The 18,756-nt window shown below is 60.5% G+C and carries 14 protein-coding genes and 1 pseudogene; 5 read left to right on the top strand and 10 right to left on the bottom strand.

Going from position 1 to position 18,756, the window contains the following annotated elements; translation table 11 throughout:
• Nucleotides 1-66: 66 nt before the first annotated feature.
• Nucleotides 67-1,611 carry an aldehyde dehydrogenase gene (adh, locus tag GKC28_RS19715; protein ID WP_174148710.1) on the bottom strand — a complete coding sequence of 515 codons (1,545 nt, stop codon included), beginning with the start codon at nt 1,609-1,611 and terminating at the stop codon, nt 67-69.
• 361 nt (nt 1,612-1,972) lie between these two features.
• Between adh and GKC28_RS26500 the strand changes: the two are divergent.
• A pseudogene (locus tag GKC28_RS26500) lies at nt 1,973-2,265 on the top strand (transposase); the annotation flags it as partial.
• Nucleotides 2,266-2,776: 511 nt separating this feature from the next.
• Here GKC28_RS26500 and GKC28_RS19710 read toward each other — a convergent pair.
• The 7 genes from GKC28_RS19710 to GKC28_RS19680 form a co-directional block, all read right to left on the bottom strand.
• The gene (locus GKC28_RS19710) at nt 2,777-3,532 is read right to left on the bottom strand and encodes an ABC transporter ATP-binding protein (protein ID WP_174148709.1); all 756 of its coding nucleotides are present in this window, start codon (nt 3,530-3,532) and stop codon (nt 2,777-2,779) included.
• A complete protein-coding gene (locus tag GKC28_RS19705) occupies nt 3,526-4,587 on the bottom strand; it encodes an iron ABC transporter permease (RefSeq protein WP_174148708.1) in 1,062 nt (353 codons plus the stop codon). Before GKC28_RS19705 ends, GKC28_RS19710 begins: the two co-directional genes overlap by 7 nt.
• A gap of 18 nt (nt 4,588-4,605) precedes the next feature.
• The gene (locus GKC28_RS19700; RefSeq protein ID WP_174148707.1) at nt 4,606-5,727 is read right to left on the bottom strand and encodes an ABC transporter substrate-binding protein; all 1,122 of its coding nucleotides are present in this window, start codon (nt 5,725-5,727) and stop codon (nt 4,606-4,608) included.
• 165 nt (nt 5,728-5,892) lie between these two features.
• Nucleotides 5,893-6,603 carry an IS6 family transposase gene (locus tag GKC28_RS19695; protein ID WP_174148706.1) on the bottom strand — a complete coding sequence of 237 codons (711 nt, stop codon included), beginning with the start codon at nt 6,601-6,603 and terminating at the stop codon, nt 5,893-5,895.
• Between the two features lie 10 nt (nt 6,604-6,613).
• Nucleotides 6,614-6,808 (bottom strand): hypothetical protein, encoded by a 195-nt coding sequence (locus GKC28_RS19690; RefSeq protein ID WP_174148705.1) that lies wholly within the window; start codon nt 6,806-6,808, stop codon nt 6,614-6,616.
• 132 nt (nt 6,809-6,940) lie between these two features.
• A complete protein-coding gene (locus tag GKC28_RS19685; RefSeq protein ID WP_174148704.1) occupies nt 6,941-8,605 on the bottom strand; it encodes an FAD-dependent oxidoreductase in 1,665 nt (554 codons plus the stop codon).
• Nucleotides 8,606-8,615: 10 nt separating this feature from the next.
• A complete protein-coding gene (locus tag GKC28_RS19680; protein ID WP_254604322.1) occupies nt 8,616-10,091 on the bottom strand; it encodes an NAD-dependent succinate-semialdehyde dehydrogenase in 1,476 nt (491 codons plus the stop codon).
• Nucleotides 10,092-10,300: 209 nt separating this feature from the next.
• Here GKC28_RS19680 and GKC28_RS19675 point away from each other — a divergent pair, with 209 nt between their 5' ends.
• On the top strand, nt 10,301-11,332 hold the full coding sequence (locus GKC28_RS19675; protein WP_217434154.1) for a GNAT family N-acetyltransferase: 1,032 nt from the start codon (nt 10,301-10,303) through the stop codon (nt 11,330-11,332).
• Between the two features lie 263 nt (nt 11,333-11,595).
• A complete protein-coding gene (locus tag GKC28_RS19670; protein WP_174148703.1) occupies nt 11,596-12,972 on the top strand; it encodes an aspartate aminotransferase family protein in 1,377 nt (458 codons plus the stop codon).
• Between the two features lie 39 nt (nt 12,973-13,011).
• Here GKC28_RS19670 and GKC28_RS19665 read toward each other — a convergent pair whose 3' ends face one another.
• Together GKC28_RS19665 and GKC28_RS19660 are read right to left on the bottom strand one after the other, a co-directional pair.
• A complete protein-coding gene (locus tag GKC28_RS19665; RefSeq protein ID WP_368041151.1) occupies nt 13,012-13,500 on the bottom strand; it encodes an Lrp/AsnC family transcriptional regulator in 489 nt (162 codons plus the stop codon).
• 92 nt (nt 13,501-13,592) lie between these two features.
• On the bottom strand, nt 13,593-14,918 hold the full coding sequence (locus tag GKC28_RS19660; protein WP_174148701.1) for an FAD-binding oxidoreductase: 1,326 nt from the start codon (nt 14,916-14,918) through the stop codon (nt 13,593-13,595).
• Nucleotides 14,919-15,346: 428 nt separating this feature from the next.
• On the opposite strand from GKC28_RS19660, the gene GKC28_RS19655 reads away from it, so the two are divergent.
• Together GKC28_RS19655 and GKC28_RS19650 are read left to right on the top strand one after the other, a co-directional pair.
• A complete protein-coding gene (locus GKC28_RS19655) occupies nt 15,347-17,011 on the top strand; it encodes an ABC transporter ATP-binding protein (RefSeq protein ID WP_174148700.1) in 1,665 nt (554 codons plus the stop codon).
• Nucleotides 17,012-17,045: 34 nt separating this feature from the next.
• Nucleotides 17,046-18,713, top strand: coding sequence for a peptide ABC transporter substrate-binding protein (locus GKC28_RS19650; RefSeq protein WP_174148699.1), 1,668 nt, complete (start codon nt 17,046-17,048; stop codon nt 18,711-18,713).
• Nucleotides 18,714-18,756 lie beyond the last annotated feature (43 nt).

Here is an 18,756-nt window from a genome sequence, read left to right as displayed (position 1 = left end):
ACACTCCCCCGGCTGAATGAAAAAGAAACGGCCCCGGAAACCCGGGGCCGCCCGTCACACGGCTGTTCAGAAGAACCCCAGCGCATTGGGGCTGTAGCTGACCAGCAGGTTCTTGGTCTGCCGGTAGTGATCCAGCATCATTTTGTGGGTTTCCCGCCCGATGCCCGACTGCTTGTAGCCGCCAAAGGCCGCATGGGCCGGATAGGCGTGATAGCAGTTGGTCCAGACCCGGCCCGCCTGAATGTCGCGGCCAAAGCGGAACGCGCGGTTGGTGTCGCGGGTCCACACGCCGGCGCCCAGCCCGTAAAGCGTGTCATTGGCGATCTCAAGCGCCTCGGCATCGTCCTTGAAGGTGGTCACGGACAGCACAGGGCCAAAGATCTCCTCCTGGAAAATCCGCATCTTGTTGTGGCCCTTGAACACCGTCGGCTCGATATAGTTACCGCCTTCCAGCCCTTCCAGGGCAGAGACATTGCCGCCGGTCAGCAGCTCGGCGCCCTCATCCTTGCCCAGCTGCAGGTAGGAGGCGATCTTCTCCTTCTGCTCGGTCGAGGCCTGAGCGCCGATCATCGTGTCCATCGACAGCGGGTTGCCCTGCTTCACAGCCTTCACCCGTTCGATGGCGCGGGCCATGAAGTCGTCGTAGATCGACTCCTGGATCAGCGCCCGGCTGGGGCAGGTGCAGACCTCGCCCTGGTTCAGGGCAAACATGGTGAAGCCTTCCAGGCATTTGTCGAAATAGGCGTCATCGGCGGCCATCACATCCTCGAAGAAGATGTTCGGAGACTTGCCGCCCAGCTCCAGCGTCACCGGAATCAGGTTCTGGCTGGCATACTGCATGATCAGCCGCCCGGTGGTGGTCTCACCAGTAAAGGCGATCTTGGCGATCCGGTTCGACGAGGCCAGCGGCTTGCCCGCCTCCAGCCCGAAGCCGTTGACGATGTTCAGGACGCCTGCCGGCAGCACCCCGGCGATCAGCTCCGCCAGCACCATGATCGAGGCCGGGGTCTGCTCCGCCGGTTTCAGCACCACGCAGTTGCCAGCCGCCAGCGCCGGCGCCAGCTTCCACACCGCCATCAGCAGCGGGAAATTCCACGGGATGATCTGCCCGACCACGCCCAGCGGTTCCGGAATGTGATAGGCATAGGTGTCGGCGTCAATTTCGGAGATATGGCCTTCCTCGGCGCGGATGCAGCCCGCGAAATAGCGCCAGTGATCCACACAGAGCGCGAGGTCGGCGTGGATCGACTCGCGGATCGGCTTGCCGTTGTCCAGCGTCTCTGCCGCCGCCAGCAGCTGGGTGTTTTCCTCCATGATATCGGCGATCTTCAGCAGCATGTTGGCGCGCTCGGTGGTCGAGGTCTTGCCCCAGGCCGGAAACGCCGCATGGGCCGCGTCCAGGGCTGCCTCGACATCCTCCGCGTTGGACCGGGCAATCTCGCAGATCACATCGCCGGTGATCGGAGTGGTGTTTTCGAAATACTGGCCCGAGCGAGGCTCGGTGAATTCGCCGTTGATAAAGTTGCCATAACGCGGCTTGAACGGAAAATCGACGCCCAGATGCGCCGTGTCCAGTGCCGCGTTGGCCAGCCCGTTCGTGTGGATGTTCATGCCATTCCTCCCAAGAATTGATCCAAGAAATGCAGCGGAACTGGCGGCCATGCACCTTCGATTGCAGGCACTCGGTCCGGTGCTGCCTAAAGGTTTATCCCATCGGCAGAAGCCGCGGTATTCGACCAAAGTCCTTGCTCAAGGGCACGCATGCCCTGAGATCAAGGTTAGACTAACCGCTTTCCTAGGCTGGTTCTTTAATAGCTGTCGTCTTGCTTTTACATCCGAGAAAGGCTGCGTGTCTGACATCAGCACCTGTGGGGCCGATTGAGAGATTTGCATAACGGAAGGTTTCTGGCTCATCTGAACCGTCAATGAGTTAAGATGAGACGGAAAGCTAGAACCAACGGCCGCTCGGGTTGTGAAGGACATCCACCTTAAGACGCGCAAGCACCATGCGGCGGAGGAAAAGATCTGCATTGCGCTGGAGGGTTTGCGTGGAGAGGAGAATGTCGCTGCGTTGTGTCGGCGCGAAAGGACTGCCACGAGCCTGTACTATTCCAGCTCGAAAGAGTTCCTTGAGGCCAAAAGAAGCTGCTCGCAGGCGACACGGCCAGGCAAGCGGCAAGTCCCTAAGTGAAAGATCTGCGGGCCGAGGCGTCGCCCCTGAAGGAGGCCGTTGCTGACCTCACCCTGGGAAACCTCTTTCTAAAAAATATTGCCAATCCCGTCTGTAAGGGCTTCTTGTTGACGCTGATTGCGGACTGAAAAAACGTGTGCGGCATGTCGACACAAAAGTCGCCGCCAAGATGGAGATCCGCCCCTTCCGCTCCTCATAAGCATGTGGGCTTCAAATGAGCCGCATTCTTTGGCCAGGATTGCAGAATGCCGGTCCAAAGTCAGGCCATCTTCAACTCCTGTCGTGAGATTGGGCCGGGCCATGGAACGTTCGACCAAACTTGCCCTGTACGCGGTCAGGGTCTGCATCTGCCTACCCATCTTCATCTGTCAGGTCCTAGCCCAGGCTGGCGAGGTGCTGGGGGTCCTGTGACTGCCCGGTGTCATCCTCAAATACTATTCCGGTCATAGCTCCGAAATCTTTGGTCACCCCCCCGCATTGTTCTGTGCTTTCGCACTCCCTCGACCTCTGAAACCATTCCGATGGATGACAGGCCGCTGTTGCACAAACAATCAATTCGGAGAGGCCAGATGAGGTAATTTTTTTTCAGCGCTTCGTCGGGCCATCCACAATCATCATCGGACAGCCCTTCGAACAATGCTCGACCCGGCTGTCAATGCCATACAGGCTGCGGATCAGGCCGGGCGTCAGGACCTCTAGAGTAGGGCCGCAGGCGAGGATGCGTCCACCTTCCAGCGCCATTGTTGTGAGGCAGCTGCGCATCACCTGATTGAGGTCATGCAGAGCCAAAAGGATCACCGCCCCAGTCTCCTCAGCGTAGCCGCGCAGCGCCTCCAAGACTTCATATTGGCGGTAGAGGTCGAGAGCCGAGGTCGGTTCATCCATAAGCACCACGCGGGGACGCGTCACCAAGGTTTGCGCGATAGAGACCGCTTGCCGCTGCCCGCCGGAAAGCTCAGGCAACTGCCGCTCCGCCAGATGAGTGATCCCGAATCGTGTGATCATGCTGTCTACAGCCGCAAGTTCCTCACTCGAGAGCCGCCAGCCGCCTGCACCCTGTTTAAGGGCGAGAATAATGGACTCGTAAACCGTGAGTGACGCATTCATCGCAGTATCCTGAGGCATGTAGCGCAGTTCGTCCCGGGACGTTCCAGTTAAATGCACCGCCCCGGTGCCGCCGAGCTGACCCGCGATTCGGCGGAACAGGGTCGATTTGCCGGCCGCATTCGCCCCCACTAGCGCCGTCAAGCTGCCGCCGGGGATCGGCGGGGTGGAGGCTTCCATCAGGATCTCACGGCGGCCATAGCGGGCTGAGATCTGCTCGAGCGCGAGGCTTACCATGATTTGCGTCCTTTCGTGAGGATCAGCGCTGCAAAGAAGGGCACGCCGACAAGGGCGGTGATGATGCCGATGGGCAGAACGGCGCCGGGAAGGATCGCCTTCGACAGCACCGATGTCGCCGACAGGATCACCGCACCCGCCAGCATCGCGCCGGGAAGGAAAAAGCGCTGGTCTTCGCCCAAGAGCAGCCGCGCCACATGCGGACCAACGATGCCAATAAACCCGATGGTGCCTACGAAGGACACCGGCACGGCGGCGAGCAGCGAAACCAGAACCAGCGCCTCCAGCCGCAAGCGCTTCACCGGCACTCCCATGGCGGCAGCGCGGGTCTCGCCGAGCCGGATCGCGGTCAGCGCCCAGGCGCGTCGCGCGAAGAGCGGGGTGCAGATCAGAAGGATCACAGCCGTCGCCGCTACCTTGCCCCAGGTCGCCTTAGTCAGGCTGCCCATGGTCCAGAACACTACCGCCGAGAGCGCCTGTTCCGAGGCGAAATATTGTAGCAGCGCAAGGGCAGCGTTGAAGCTAAATACCAGCGCGATCCCGAGGAGGACGATGGTCTCCACTGTCACACCGCGAAGGGTGGAAAGGCCAAAGATCAGAAGTGACGCGGCCATCGCCATGGCAAAGGCATTGATCGGCACCATCAGCGCAAGGGCAGTCGGAAAAAGCGCGACGCCGAGAACCATCGCCAGCGCCGCCCCAAAGCTCGCCGCTGCGGAAAGGCCGAGGGTGAAGGGGCTCGCCAAAGGATTCGCCAGAATGGTCTGCATCTGAGCACCCGCCAGCGACAGGCTCGCCCCCACGGTGACCGCCAGCACCGCCATCGGCATGCGGATATCCCAGATCACCACGCGCATCTGCAGTTCGGCGCGGCCCGGCAGGAAGAGGGTACTCAGCACATCGCCGAGACTGTAGCGCGCCGGCCCCAGCGCCACATCCACAGCGACAGAAAGGACAAGAAGCGCGGCGAGCGATGCAAGTGCGGCGATACGCCGAGCCACCAGCCCGCGATAAGCGAGCGCGGTGGCAGGAGTACCGGTAAACGTAACAGCCATATGTGCCACCAAAGGAGATCAGTCGAGGGAGATCCAGTAACCGGGGTGATAATCCACCGGCAGAAAGCGTTCGTGCAACTCCTTCAGCGTCGTCTCTGGTTCGAGATCGTCAAAGAGTTCCGGGTGCAGCCAGGTTGCCAGCCGCTGCACGGCAACAAAACTATAGGGGCTGTTGTAGAACTGGTGCCAGATCGCATGGACCTTGCCCTCCTCAACCGCCGTGACTCCGGTAAATGCGGGGCGCTCCATCAGCGCGGCGAGCTTTTTGGTGGCTTGCTGCACGTCCGAACCCGGGCCGACGCCGATCCATTTCCCACCGGGCACATAGGCGTCCCAGTTGCCACCAGTCACCACGATCTGATCCGGGTTGGAGGCGATCACCTGCTCCGCATTCACGGTGCCAAAGGTGCCAGGGATGAACTCACTGGCCATATTGATTCCGCCTGCCAGTTCGACAAAGCGACCGAAGTTGCCATTGCCGAAAGACATACAGCAATCCTCCGAGTAACCACCGGCACGTTCGACAAAGACCAGCGGTTTTTCCAGATCGGCCTGTGCCGCTATTACCTCGGTAACCCGGGCAACCTGCGCCCGATAGAATTCGTTGAATTCCGCCGCCCGCTCGTCCTTTCCAAAGAGGGTGCCGATGATCGCCATCGATTGTGCGGTATGCTCAAATGGCTTCTCGCGGAAATCCACATAGACGATCGGGATGCCGACCTTTGCCAGCTTTTCTTCATAGCCCGCCTCGTCGGTGGCGGCCTTGGCCTCAAGGTTCATGATCATCACATCGGGTTGAAGTGAGACCGCCTGCTCGATGTCAAAGGTGCCGTCTTTGAAACCGCCAAAGGTCGGGATATCCTCCAGTTCGGGGAACTTCTCCGCATAGATGGCATAGGTTTCGGGCGAGGCCTGAAGTAAATCGTCCCGCCAGCCGACCACACGCTCAAACGGGTTCTCCCCGTCCAGCACGGCGGTAAAGAAAATCTGCCGCCCTTCGCCCAGAATTACGCGGTCCGCGGGCGCATCGACTGTGATTTCGCGACCGGCAATATCAGTCAACGTGATGGTATCAGCTTGCACGAGGCTGGCGGCGAAAAAGCTCAGCGCCGCAGCGCCGTAAAGAGGGCGAAGGGTCATGATGTGATCCTTGGACTAAAGACGCCGCAGCTCTATTAATTCTGAGTAATTTAGTCAACCATAAATCTTGATAAAAGACCTCAGGAAGGCCCAGGTGACTGATGCAAAAAGGGTCCGTTGCATTAACGGCAGAGGGCTGTGTATGTCGTCGGCTTTGCTCGCCTATCATGCCGCCTCCTGAAACAGTTTGGCGATGAAGGCGATCTCGTTGATCACCCCGATTTCACAATTCTCGAATTGGCCTTTTCGAATGGTGCGGAAGGTTTCGATACCTGCGAGCGCGGCCTTGGCTCCGGCCAGCGTCTGGAACCCGCGCATGGGACGCAATCGCTGCTTCAGTGCGGCATGATCGCTCTCGATCCGATTGTTCAAATACTTGCGGTCAACGTGGCGGATAGCATTATCGGGCCCGAGTCGGCCGTTGATCTCGCCGATCACCTTTGTATAGCTGTGCGCCTTGTCGGTGACGATTGTAAGCGGCTGATAACATCGCACGGTGTTTCGCGCCTGGCGCAGAAATGCCCTTGCTGCCTTGGCATCCCGCCGCGCCGTCAGACGAAATTCGATCAACTGGCCGAACTTGTCCACGGCCCGCCAAAGGTAACGCCAGCGCCCGCCCACACGAAGGTAGGTCTCATCGACATGCCATTGCAGTCCACGGCAGGAGCGGTGCCGGGCTTGGGCCCGCTTCCGGATTTCGGGACCAAACTTTCGCACCCAGCGGTGAACCGTCGAAGCATCAACAGCAACGCCCCGCTCAGCGAGCATATCTCGTACGTCCCGGCACGAAAGCGGGTAGCGGCAGTACCAGCGCACCGCCAGCAGGATGACCTCGCGCGGAAACCGGTGCCGCTTGAACGGATTGCGCTGGGACATCGCGCACTCCTCAGCTTGGGGCAACGATATCTCTGACATCTCGACGGTTAATGCAACGGACCCGGACCAGCTCCGGGAAAGACGCCAGCGGCACGCCGGTGATCGGAAAATTCTCCAGTGCCCGGGCGGTGTGAACGCCCCACAGAGCCTCGCGCGGGATCTGCCTGGGCCCGAGCGAGTCCTCTTCGATTCTATTTTTGGTCATGGACGAAAATTCCTGCTGTCGGGTTCCCGGCAGGGGCGGACCCGTCGCCGTGACGAATCGTGACCGCCGGGGAGGCGGTGTGAAACAGAATGGTAAGGACGGCGCGTAGCCGCGCGGGATCATGCGCCAGGATCATGACAACCTGCCGACCGTGGTGCCGCCGACGGCGGCGAGATCAAGGTTTTTCGCAGTTCCGTAGGCTGATGCGATGTAGGTCCCGAAATACTCTTCAAGGACGGGCAGCGCCGCGACGATCCGTTGAAAGTCCGCGGCCCCGACGACGAGAACGACGGTGTCTTCCAGTGCCCGCACGGTTCCGGTACGCAGGCCCTCACCCAAAAGTACGCGGTCGCCGAAATGCCCCTTCGCGCCGATCGTTCGGGTCACGTTCTCCTTCTCCCCTATACCAGGGATCGTCAGCTCCACCTTCCCCTCGATCACGATGTAGAATCCGTCGGCCCGGTTACCGGCTTCAAACACGCGGTCACCCTTGCGATAGCGGACGTACCGGGTTGCGGATCCCGTTTGGGCGGCTGTCTGCACGATACTTCGGCCAAGAATCGCGTCGAGAGCCCAGTTCGTTGCAACTCGCACCTTGGTCGTGAAGCCCGGAACGAAGGAAAGATAATAGAGCCGCCACAGGAGCCACGCCTTGCGCCCCGAAAGCCGAAAACCAAACACTTCGGCCACTCCGCGATGCGCGCCGAGTGACGCCATCGTGCCCTTTGACTTGTAGGTGAAGTCCGCTGGGTTCCGGCCCTCTATGACCGCCTCGATATTCTGCGCCAGCCTCCGTGCCTCGCGCACGGCAAATTGTGCGGTCGGCGGCGCCCAATGGTGGCGCTCGCTTGGATCGACCCGCAACGGGATCAACGCTGCATCGCCAAGCGCCCATAGGTTCGCTGTTCCTTGGACCCGCATCTTGCGGTCGGTCCTGATGCGACCATGGGCGATGGGCAGTTCCATACTGCGAACGAGTTCGGAAGGCCCGTTGCCGATAGTCGCAACGACCGTCCGGGTTCCGATCACCTCACCGCCGGTGGTCAGGATCTGCGTTCCGGTGGCTTCGGCCACGCCCGTACCCAGCATGACCTCGATCCCCTGGCGTTCAAAGAACTGCTGCGCGTAACCGCTCAGGGATGGCGACAGTTCAGACAGGATCCGATCCGCAAATTCGATCAGCAGGATGCGGACCTCGGAAGGTTCGATCCGGGGATAGTATTTCAACGACTTGGTGATCAGATCGCGCATTTCTCCGGCGGTTTCGACACCGGAGAACCCGCCGCCGATCACCGTGAAGGTCAGAAGCTCGCGCTTCACCTCGGGAATGGCGGTGATGTCGGCGTGTTCGAGCTTGTCGATCACATGGTTTCGCAGCCTGTGCGCATCGCTGAGCGACTTTATGGTCAAGGCATGGGCCTTGAGCCCGGGAAAGCGGGACAGATCCTCCGCTTGCCCAAGCGCGATCACCAGATGGTCATATGTAACTTCCGTAAAGCGGCGCTGCACGCCCTGAAAGATGGTGACGACCTGCCGATTTTGGTCGATATCGAAAATGCGCGCCTGCCGTACCTTCACGCCGGGCAGCAGCTGACGCAGGGGCGACACGGCATCGCGCGTCGAAATTGCGCCAGCGGCAACCTCGGGCAGAAGCGGTTGAAAAACGAAGTAATTGACTTCGTTTATCAACTCGATGTCGGCGCGGTTGCCGAATCTGCGCTGCATTTCGCGTGCAGCAAACATCCCCGCAAAGCCGCCACCGAGAACCAGGACTCTTTGTCTTGGTACCGCTGCCATGATAGTGCTCCTAACTCAGGCCGCCGACATGCAGGGCCTTGGTTTCGAGATATTCTTCGATCCCGAGTTGAGACCCTTCCCGGCCCAGTCCCGATTGCTTGACGCCGCCGAACGGCGCGACCTCGGTCGAGATCAGGCCGGTATTCAGCCCGATCATTCCGAACTCCAGCGCCTCGGCCACTCGCCATGACCGTTTGAGATTTTCTGTGAAGAAATAGGCGGCAAGTCCAAAGGGAGTACCGTTGGCAATGGCCAGTGCCTCGTCCTCGGTCTCGAAGCGGAACAGCGGCGCGACTGGGCCAAAAGTCTCTTCGGAGGCCAGCACCATATCGGTTGTTGCGTCCGTCAGCACCACCGGGCGGGCATATTGGCATCCTTCCGGCATGGTCTCGCTCTGGGCAACAATCCGGGCCCCCTTGGCCTGCGCGTCGGCGATGTGGCTTTCGATCTTGACGATTGCGGCGTCGTTGATCATCGGGCCGATATCGGTGCTTTTGTCGGTTCCTTGCCCAACCTTCAGCTGTGCCACGCGTCGGCCCAGTTTTTCGGCGAAGGCATCGTAGATGGCGGCATGCACCAGGATCCGATTGGCACAGACGCAGGTCTGGCCGCCATTGCGGAATTTCGAGGCGATGACCCCCTCGACGGCGATGTCCAAATCGGCATCGTCAAACACGATGAAGGGCGCATTGCCGCCGAGCTCTAGGCTCAACCGCTTGATGCTGTCAGCCGCGCCGCGCATCAGAAGCGCACCGACGCGGGTCGAGCCGGTGAAAGAGATCTTGCGTACGGTCTCATTCGCCATCAGTTCGTTGCCAATCTCGGTCGGCATGCCGGTAACGATATTGATCACTCCGGCGGGGATGCCGGCGCGTTCCGCCAGAACGCCAAGTGCCAGGGCTGAGAAGGGTGTGAATTCCGACGGTTTGATGACTACGGTGCAGCCAGCGGCCAGCGCCGGGGCGACCTTGCGGGTGATCATCGCATTGGGGAAGTTCCAGGGCGTGATGATGGCGCAGACGCCGACGGCCTCCTTCAGCACCAGGATGCGGCGGTCAGCGGTGGGCGAGGGGATAGTGGCGCCGCCGATGCGGCGGGCTTCTTCCGCAAACCATTTGACGAAGGAGGCACCATAACGGATCTCGCCGCGCGATTCCGCCAGCGGCTTGCCCTGCTCCAGCGTCAGGAGCAGGGCCAGATCCTCCAGGTTGTCGATCATCAGATCGTGCCAGCGTTCCAGCGCCTCGGCGCGCTCAGCATGGGTGCGGGCCTTCCAGCCCTTGAACGCGGCTTCCGCCGCCTCGATCGCGGCGCGTGTCTCCGCCCCACCCATGTCGGGAACGGTGCCAAGCACCGCCTGGCTGGCAGGGTCAATGACATCGACGGTCTTGGCGCTCTCGGCATCCTTCCAGACGCCGCCGATCAGGGCCTGCTGGCGTAGCAGTCCGGCATCGTTGAAACCGCCGATTTTCATGATCGCGTTCATGAGTGTTTCCTTTCTGATTGGGGCCGTCTTCAAGGCAGACGTAATCGATCTAACTCGGGCGAGGATCGTTCACAGATCGATGAAAGCGCTCTTGATATTGAGGTTAGCAAGAACTCTATAACTTCATTGGGCACCCGAATTGTGCGGCTACGCATCATCGGCAGGATAGCCGTGACGTGGTAGAGTTCGCTGCGGAATGGCGCTGAAGTTTGGCAGAAGATTCGGAAGATTTGCCCACATGCAGCAAATTCTGCTGGCTCCCTGGTTTCAATATGTTTCAGAAGGTGATCACATTGGCTTTCGGCGAAAATCCGGTGTGCCACAGGGGATTCTTTGGCGCCCCGCTCATTGATGAAGGAGTTTTCATGGCTAAGTCTGTTCGCGTGAAGTCCTTTGATCTGGTCGCGCAGGACATTTCCGAGGTTGACGTTGATTTGCTGCATGCACTGTCGATCGGTGTCGGTTGGCCGCACCGGCCTGCGGATTGGGACTTCCTGCGGCGCGCCGGGCAAGGCATCGTGGCCGTTGACGGGATTGGCCGGGTCTTCGGCAGCGCGATGTGGTTTCCGCATGGCGAGGATTTCGCAACTGTCGGGCTGGTCATCACGACCCCCCGCGCCCAGGCACAAGGTGCCGGTCGCTGGCTGATGGATCAGGTGTTGGAACAATGCGAAGGCCGTAACCTGAGCCTGAATGCGACGAAGGCCGCCTTTCCGCTATACGTTTCGCTCAAATTCCAGACCGAAGCAGAGGTCTTCCTGCACCGTGGAACGGTGACGAAACTGCCCGACCTTGGCCCTGTCGATGGCAATCTGGCCGAGATGCCAGCCGCCGAGATCGATACGATATACGCCATCGACGGGCCTGCCTTCGGCACCGACCGCTCTCGCCTGCTTGCGCTCCTGGCCGAAGTTTCGGTCTCCTGCGTCCTGAAACGGAATGGCGAAATCGTTGGCTATGCTATGCGCCATGATTTTGGTCGGGGCCAGGTGATCGGTCCGATTGTCGCCCGAAATGACGAGGATGCAATTCAACTCGCCGCCTGGCACCTGCAGGCGCTGGAGGGTCGTCACGCGCGGATCGACACGCGCGAAGAAGACGGGCCCTTTGCGCAGTTCATCCAGCAATGCGGCCTCCCGGTCTCGGAAAAGGTCACAACCATGTCCAGGGGGCGCCGGTTTCTCAACCGGAGTGTGGATGCACCGTGGGTCTATGGCCTCGCAGGTCATGCGCTAAGCTGACTTCGTTTCATGTGCCGCAGCCCCGCCCGGTAGTCTACTCGCGCGGCATCCATACCCTGTTCCGATCCGCGACATCGGAATTGCCATTCGGCCTCCGCTCCGACCCAGATACAGCAAAAGATTTTGCGAAAGCCTGCGAGGACAGCGCGAACCCTCTTTCACGGGAGGATGATTGGCAGGATTTGCGGCCGCTCCGGCGCCAAGATGGGCCGAGACTGAAATGATGGGCCGCTAGGTCCGGCCGCAGAAAAAAGGAATCCGAAATGCTGGCCAATTCACTTGTCGAACTCGACCGTGCGCACCTTGTGCATCCACTGGCATCCTATCGCGGTCATGAGGCGGCCGGTGTGCGGGTACTTTCCTCGGCTCGGGGGGCAACCGTCACCGATGCCGAGGGTCGTGAACTGCTCGACGGCTTTGCGGGCCTCTGGTGCGTCAATGCCGGTTACGGCCAGCAAAGTCTGATCGACGCAGCCACAAAGCAATTGCAGCAACTGCCCTATGCGACCGGTTATTTCGGCCTGGGCTCGGAACCCGCGATCCGCCTTGCGGCCCGGCTCGCGGACCATGCGCCGGGGGATCTGAACCACGTTTATTTCTCGCTCGGCGGATCCGATGCGGTCGACAGCACCATCCGCTTCATCCGCTACTACCATCACGCCATCGGCAAGCCGCAGAAGGACCAATTCATCTCGGTCGAGAACGGGTATCACGGATCATTGGTATCCTCGGCGGGGCTGACGGCGCTGCCGATCTTCCATACCGGCTTCGGCGCGCCGCATGACTGGCAACACAAGATCCCATCGCATTACGCGTATCGCAATCCGGTCGGCAGCGACGGCGAGGCGATCATCGCCGCTTCGGTGGCTGCGCTACGCGCCAAGATCGCCGAACTGGGCGCCGAACGTGTCGCCGCCTTCTATGCCGAGCCGATCCAGGGTTCGGGCGGCGTGCTGGTGCCGCCGGCAGGCTGGATGAAGGCGATGCAGGAGGTCTGCAAGCAACATGACATCCTGTTCGTGGCCGATGAAGTCATCACCGGCTTTGGCCGCACTGGGCCGCTGTTTGCCTGCGCGGAGGACGGGATCGTTCCGGACCTTCTCACTGTCGCCAAGGGCATGACCTCGGGCTATGTGCCGATGGGCGCGGTGTTCCTGTCCGACCGCGTTTACAACGCCATCGCCGACGGCGCCGGGGCCGCGCCGGTGGGCCATGGCCAGACCTATTCCGCCCATCCGGTGAGTGCCGCGGTAGGACTCGCCTGCCTCGATCTTTACGAAAACGGCCTGCTGGAGAATGGCTGCAAGGCAGGTGCGAGGCTGATGGAAGGGCTGCAGGCGCTGGCCGATCACCCGCTGGTGGGCGATGTGCGCGGGCGCGGCATGCTGGCGGCGATAGAACTGGTCACCGACAAGGCGCGCAAGACCCCCCTTCCCGTCGAAGCGGATGCCGGGCGTCGCATTTTCGACCGGGCCTGGCAGAACGGGCTGATCATCCGCGCCTTCAATCAGGGCGTCCTGGGCTATGCGCCACCGCTCAGCTGCACCGAGGCCGAAATTGACGCCATTGTCGAGCGCACGAGGCTGACGTTGGATCAGACGCTGGAAGACAAGGAAGTGCGTCGCGCGCTCAAGGGCTAAGAAACCCCCGGGGACTGCCAGTGGCGTCGGTCCCCGGCTTCAATCCTCTTCGACAATCGAGTCCAAAGGAAAATGCGCCTTCACGATGGGCGATTTGAGGATGACATAACTGAAATACTTGTCGATCCCGATTTCCATCTCGATGAGACGTTCCATGATCGCCTGGTATTCGGCGATTCCCGCCGTCATGAATTTCAGTAAGTAATCGTATCCCCCCGACACCAGGTGGCATTCGACCACTGAATCAATCTTTTTCACAGTTGAAACAAACCGCGCAAAGTCTATCTGCCGATGGTTTTTCAACGTTACCTCGGTGAAGACAGTCAGGCTTCGGCCCAGTTTTGCAATGTTGATCTGCGCTGAGTAACCTGAGATATAGCCTTCGGCCTGAAGTTTCTTAACACGCATCAGGCAGGGACTCGGCGACAAGTGCACCAATTCAGCCAGTTCGACATTGGTGATACGCCCGTTCTTCTGCAACTCTGACAGAATTCTTATGTCTATCTTGTCAAGCTTCATGCCCGCCACCCAGTCGTTGTTCCAACCATGAATACTATCGCAGGTATCATCCGTCACTGAATTCATGGCCGCGCAAGCATTCAGGCCCGCGCGTTGCCTGTTTAAAAATCCGCAACTTTGCCCCATGCGGAGCGATTCAACCGTTCGGGGGCGTAGGGTCGCGGGTCGACAATGGGTTCATCACCAATCACCAAGTCGGCGATCAGATGACCCGCACCCGGGCCAATCCCAAAGCCGTGCCCGCTGAATCCGGCAGCTAGGATGAAACCCGGCACGCTTTCGACCTCGCCGATGGCCGGAACGCCGTCCGGTGTACTGTCTATGTAACCTGCCCAAGCGTCCGAAATCTTGCAGCGTGCCAGGTCGGGCAGCAATGTGCCGGCCCGCTTGTAGGTCAATCGGATCTGTCCGCTATCAGGTTTCGGGTCGAGGATGCGGTTGCGCTCCATCGGGGTGATGTCGTCCAGCGCCCATTTCTTCAGCGTTTCATGGCCCAGCCGCCATCCCTGCGTGCCGCCGGGTGCGAGCGAGCGCCAGCGGCGGGCGAACATCGGCAGGAATTCGCGGCCGAAGCGGATCTGTTGCGGCGAGGGATCAACGCGGGCCCGCCCGCTGATCGCCAGCGTGTAGCCGCCATTCAGGCGGCGGGTGAGCGACACCTCGGCCGTATGCAGTGCCTCGGGCAGCCCTTCGGCCCCCGGTGACACGGCCAGGATGGAGGACCGAACCGAGGCCTGCGGGAACCGGATACCCAGTTGGTGGCAGAAAGATGACGCCCAGGCACCACCGGCCATCACCACCGTTTTAGTGCGGATGGTGCCCGCTTCTGTTACCACTCCGCTCACTCGGCCGGCCGAAAGCTCGAGCCCGCGCGCCGCGCAATTCTGATGCACGAAGCCACCGAGTTTCAGGATCGCGGCTGCAACCTGCGGCACAGCGACAGAGGGATCGGCTGTCCCATCGCTGGGAGAAAACACGCCCCCTTTCCACCGGCGCCCTGTGGCCCGGCCCCGCTCGCTGGCTTCCGCGGCACTCAGCACATGGGTGGTCACGCCCACGGTCCGGGCAAAGTCACGCCATTTCGCCCAGCCCGCGATCTCGCTTTCGTCCTGCGACAAATACAGCAACCCGCAGCGGCGGAACCCGACGTCGGCACCGACCTCGCCGGCCAGCGCATCCCAGAGCGCAAGGCTCTTGGTGGCCATCGGCAATTCGCGCGCATCGCGGTTCTGCTGGCGGCACCAGCCCCAGTTGCGGCTGGATTGCTCGGCTGCGACGCGCCCTTTCTCCACCAAGGCCACCTTTATCCCACGTCTCGCGAGGTAGTAGGCCGTAAAAACGCCCACGACTCCACCGCCGATGACGACGACATCGGCCTTGGGCGGCAGCGAGGGGCTCGAATTGATATGCATGAGCGGTGCGGGCATCGTATTCCTCCGGTCTTTGCTCAATCCTAGGCGACAGCGCGCACCACCATGCAAGGGAGTTTGCCTGGCGGCAGTACATCCTGCGGTCTTTTAGCCAAAATTCAGGCGATTGTTTTGTCGACTGAAGTTGGATTGGAGATCTGGACGCCAGTAAACGAGTCACCCTCAAAGCCAGTCCAACGGGCGAGCGACAAGCTAGGAAGGGCGAGCGACCGTGGCATTTGAATTCTATCGGCGCAAGAGGCCGACCCGCCAGATCTGCAGATTGAGGCAGGAATAGAATAAAATGCCTTTACGGTTAGAGACAGCAGATGATCGTGCGGGGCGGACACCAGATTTGAACGACTCTTCTGTCCGGCACAGGTCAAAATTAGCGAAACATAGCGCGATTCCGGTTTTCCGAAACGGCGCACAAGGGAGGAATTACAATGACCGCAAACATCCACACGGTAGACACGCCCGATGTGGCGCTTTCAGTGCGCGATCTGACTGTGAGCCTGCCAAAGGGCATGGAGCGTGCCCATGCGGTCGAAAATATCTCCTTTGACTTACGTCGTGGTCAGATCTTGTGCGTTATCGGCGAATCAGGTTCAGGAAAATCGGTCACCGCCAATACGATTATGGGACTACTTCCAAAAGTGATCGGTGTTACCGCTGGGTCGATCCAACTTGAGGGACGCGACATCGTTGGCATGGGCCCCGAGGCGCTGCGCAGCCTCCGCGGGCGGGTAGTGTCAATGATCTTTCAGGATCCGCTTTCGGCCCTCAACCCCCTTATGACGGTCGGCGAGCAAATCGACGAGGCGATGCAAGCCCACGGCGCCGGCACCCCAACGTCGCGCCGCGAAAGAGCCATCGAACTGCTGACCGAAGTCGGCCTGCCTGATCCGGAACTGATGTATCATCAATACCCGTTCCGTCTATCGGGAGGGCAGCGGCAACGGGTGATGATCGCCATGGCACTGGCGCTTGAGCCCACGATCCTGATTGCCGACGAACCGACCACCGCGCTCGATGTGACCACTCAGGCACAAATTCTGAAACTGATCCGCGATATCCAGCGCCGCAAGGGTATGAGCGTGATGTTTATCACCCATGATTTCGGCGTCGTTGCCGAAATTGCCGACAGCGTCGTTGTGATGGAAAAAGGTCATGTCGTCGAGCATGGCAGTGCAAAAAAGGTTCTACATACTCCCGAACATCCTTATACACAGCGGCTGATCGCCGCCGTCCCGCACCTGACCGGCGAAGATCGCGCGGCATCGCAAACAGATAAGGCCGAGCCGATTCTAAAGGTCCAGAACCTGGAAAAGACCTATCGCAGTGGCAGCAAGATCTTTCGCACCCAACGGATTGTTCCCGCAGTGAGGAATGTCTCCTTTGAGCTGGCTCCTGGGCAAACACTCGGCATCGTGGGCGAAAGCGGGTCGGGCAAGTCATCGCTAGGGCGGTTGCTGGTCAAGCTTATGGAAACCGATGGTGGAAAAATTCTGTTCAACGGCACAGATATCGCGCCCCTTCATGAAGCGGAATTCCGGCCGCTGCGTCAGAAAATTCAGATGATCTTTCAGGACCCCTTCGCTTCGCTTAACCCGCGTATGACGATTGGGCGGATCCTGACCGTCGGGCCAGTGGCCCATGGAATGGATATTGCAAGTGCGCGCGAAGAAGCACGTGCGCTTCTCGGCCTTGTTGGTCTCGACGCCGGGGCGTTCGACCGCTACCCGCATGAGTTTTCGGGAGGCCAGCGCCAGCGTATCGGAATTGCCCGGGCACTGATGTTCAAGCCAAAGCTGCTGATTGCCGACGAAGCGGTTTCGGCACTCGACGTATCGATACAGGCTCAAATTCTGGAGCTTCTGGACCGGATCCAACGCGAGACCGGGGTGTCAATGGTTTTCATCACCCACGATCTGCGCGTAGCCAGCCAAATCTGTGATCGCATTGCGGTGATGCAGAAAGGGCAGATCGTTGAGGAGGGCCCACCGAGCCAGATCTTCCTCGATCCGCAATCTGCCTACACCCGTGAACTGGTGGCCGCCATTCCGGGCGAACGCCCCGCCGGGCACCGTCCGGTGGCCGCCGAGATTTAAAACCAAAATCAGAACCAACCAAGGGAGACGACCAATGACCAAGCAAGACAAACCCAACTCCAGCTATACGCGTCGCGCTGCGCTGCGGATGATGGCCGCGGGCGGAGCAGCGGGGCTGATCGCGCCCAACCTTCTGGGCGGGCCCGCTTTTGCCCAGACCCCGCCGGAAACACCAACCGGCCGCATCGTTGTCGGTCTGTCGCAGGAACCGACCGTGTTCAACCCGCTGATGCCGCATATCGAGGTCGATGACGGGGTGAACTTCTCGGTTTTCGACGCGCTGTTCCGTGTCAATGTGGATGGTGTCATCGTACCGAACCTCGCGACCGAGGTCCCCAGTGTGGAGAACGGCGGCCTTTCCGAAGACGGGCTGAACTGGCGCATCCGCCTGCGCGATGACGTGACATGGCACGATGGCACGCCTTTCACCGCCGAGGACGTCAAGTTCACGCTCGAACTGATCGTCAATCCCGATTTCCGCGCCTGGCGCACCACCGGCCATGATCTGGTCCGCGACATCACCGTGGTCTCGCCGACCGAACTGACCTGGCGCATGGAAGAGGCCTTCGCGCCCTACATGTCCTTCCTGACCGAGACCTTCATGGTGCCCAAGCACATCCTGGAGGCCGAGGCCGACCCGAACGAGGCCGCCTTCAACCAGGCACCCATCGGCACCGGCGCCTTCAAATGGGGCCAGCGTCTGGCCGGCGACCGGCTCGAACTGGTGGCCAACCCGGATTATTTCGGCGAAGGCCCCTATATCGAGCAGCTGGTGTTCAAATACATCCCCGACATGACGGTGCTCTACGCCCAGTTCAAGAGCGGCGATATCGACCTGGTCGGCCAGGCCTATATCACGCCCGACAATTACGCAGAGGCCAAGAACCTGCCGGATCGGGTGGTGACGCCGGAGCCCAAAGGGTCGGTGGAATCGATCTATCTCAACCAGGAACTCCCGGTGTTCAAGGAACAGGCCGTGCGCGAGGCGCTGTACCTGGCGATGGATCGCCCGGCGATCATCGACGCGCTCTATTACGGCGTGCCGAGCCCGGCCGAGACCTTCATGCCGCCGCAATCCTACTACTACAATCCGGACCTGCCGAAGCAGGAGTTCAACCTCGACCGCGCGCGCCAGATTCTGGACGAGGCCGGCTGGGTTCCGGGTGCCGACGGCATCCGCGAAAAGGACGGGGTGCGCCTGTCCTTCAAGAACTCGACCACGGTCGGTAACCACCTGCGCGAGCAGACCCAGCAGTTCCTGCAGCAGACCTTCGCCGAAATCGGTGCCGAGATGACAATCGAGAACCTGCCTCCCGCTGTCATGTGGGGCGATTTCTGGGGTCAATCACAATTCGACTCGGTTATGGTCGGCATCACCTATCTAGTCGGCGGCGATCCGGACGTGACCTATCGCTTCCACACCGATGCCATCGCGGCCAAGGGCGGCAGCGGGTCGAACAACGCGCAGTATTCCAACCCCGAGGTTGACGCGCTGCTTGTGGAAGGCAGCCGGACTTTCGACCCCGAAAAGCGCCGCGAGATCTATTTCCGCATTCAGGAGATCATCCGGCACGACCTGCCCTTCCTGCCGCTGTTCGCCTACACGAACGTCTACGGCCACAAGGCCGGTATCGAGGGCTTCGAGGTCAATACCAACACGCGGACCGAATCCTGGCACGCTGCAGCCTGGTACTGGGCCTAAACTGACTTCCGCTGCCCGGGGCGATTGCCCCGGGCGGTGGGCA

The sequence above is a fragment of the Leisingera sp. ANG59 genome, from assembly GCF_013317235.1.
Classification (GTDB): Bacteria; Pseudomonadota; Alphaproteobacteria; order Rhodobacterales; family Rhodobacteraceae; genus Leisingera.
The sequence above is the reverse complement of the archived record's forward strand: the minus strand, read 5'-3'. Positions and strand labels throughout refer to the sequence as shown.

Coding starts and splice junctions, on each gene's coding strand:
- adh (WP_174148710.1), bottom strand. CDS start 1,611: ATGAACATCCACACGAACGGGCTGGCCAACGCGGCACTGGACACGGCG.
- GKC28_RS19710 (WP_174148709.1), bottom strand. CDS start 3,532: ATGGTAAGCCTCGCGCTCGAGCAGATCTCAGCCCGCTATGGCCGCCGT.
- GKC28_RS19705 (WP_174148708.1), bottom strand. CDS start 4,587: ATGGCTGTTACGTTTACCGGTACTCCTGCCACCGCGCTCGCTTATCGC.
- GKC28_RS19700 (WP_174148707.1), bottom strand. CDS start 5,727: ATGACCCTTCGCCCTCTTTACGGCGCTGCGGCGCTGAGCTTTTTCGCC.
- GKC28_RS19695 (WP_174148706.1), bottom strand. CDS start 6,603: ATGTCCCAGCGCAATCCGTTCAAGCGGCACCGGTTTCCGCGCGAGGTC.
- GKC28_RS19690 (WP_174148705.1), bottom strand. CDS start 6,808: ATGACCAAAAATAGAATCGAAGAGGACTCGCTCGGGCCCAGGCAGATC.
- GKC28_RS19685 (WP_174148704.1), bottom strand. CDS start 8,605: ATGGCAGCGGTACCAAGACAAAGAGTCCTGGTTCTCGGTGGCGGCTTT.
- GKC28_RS19680 (WP_254604322.1), bottom strand. CDS start 10,091: ATGAACGCGATCATGAAAATCGGCGGTTTCAACGATGCCGGACTGCTA.
- GKC28_RS19670 (WP_174148703.1), top strand. CDS start 11,596: ATGCTGGCCAATTCACTTGTCGAACTCGACCGTGCGCACCTTGTGCAT.
- GKC28_RS19660 (WP_174148701.1), bottom strand. CDS start 14,918: ATGCCCGCACCGCTCATGCATATCAATTCGAGCCCCTCGCTGCCGCCC.
- GKC28_RS19655 (WP_174148700.1), top strand. CDS start 15,347: ATGACCGCAAACATCCACACGGTAGACACGCCCGATGTGGCGCTTTCA.
- GKC28_RS19650 (WP_174148699.1), top strand. CDS start 17,046: ATGACCAAGCAAGACAAACCCAACTCCAGCTATACGCGTCGCGCTGCG.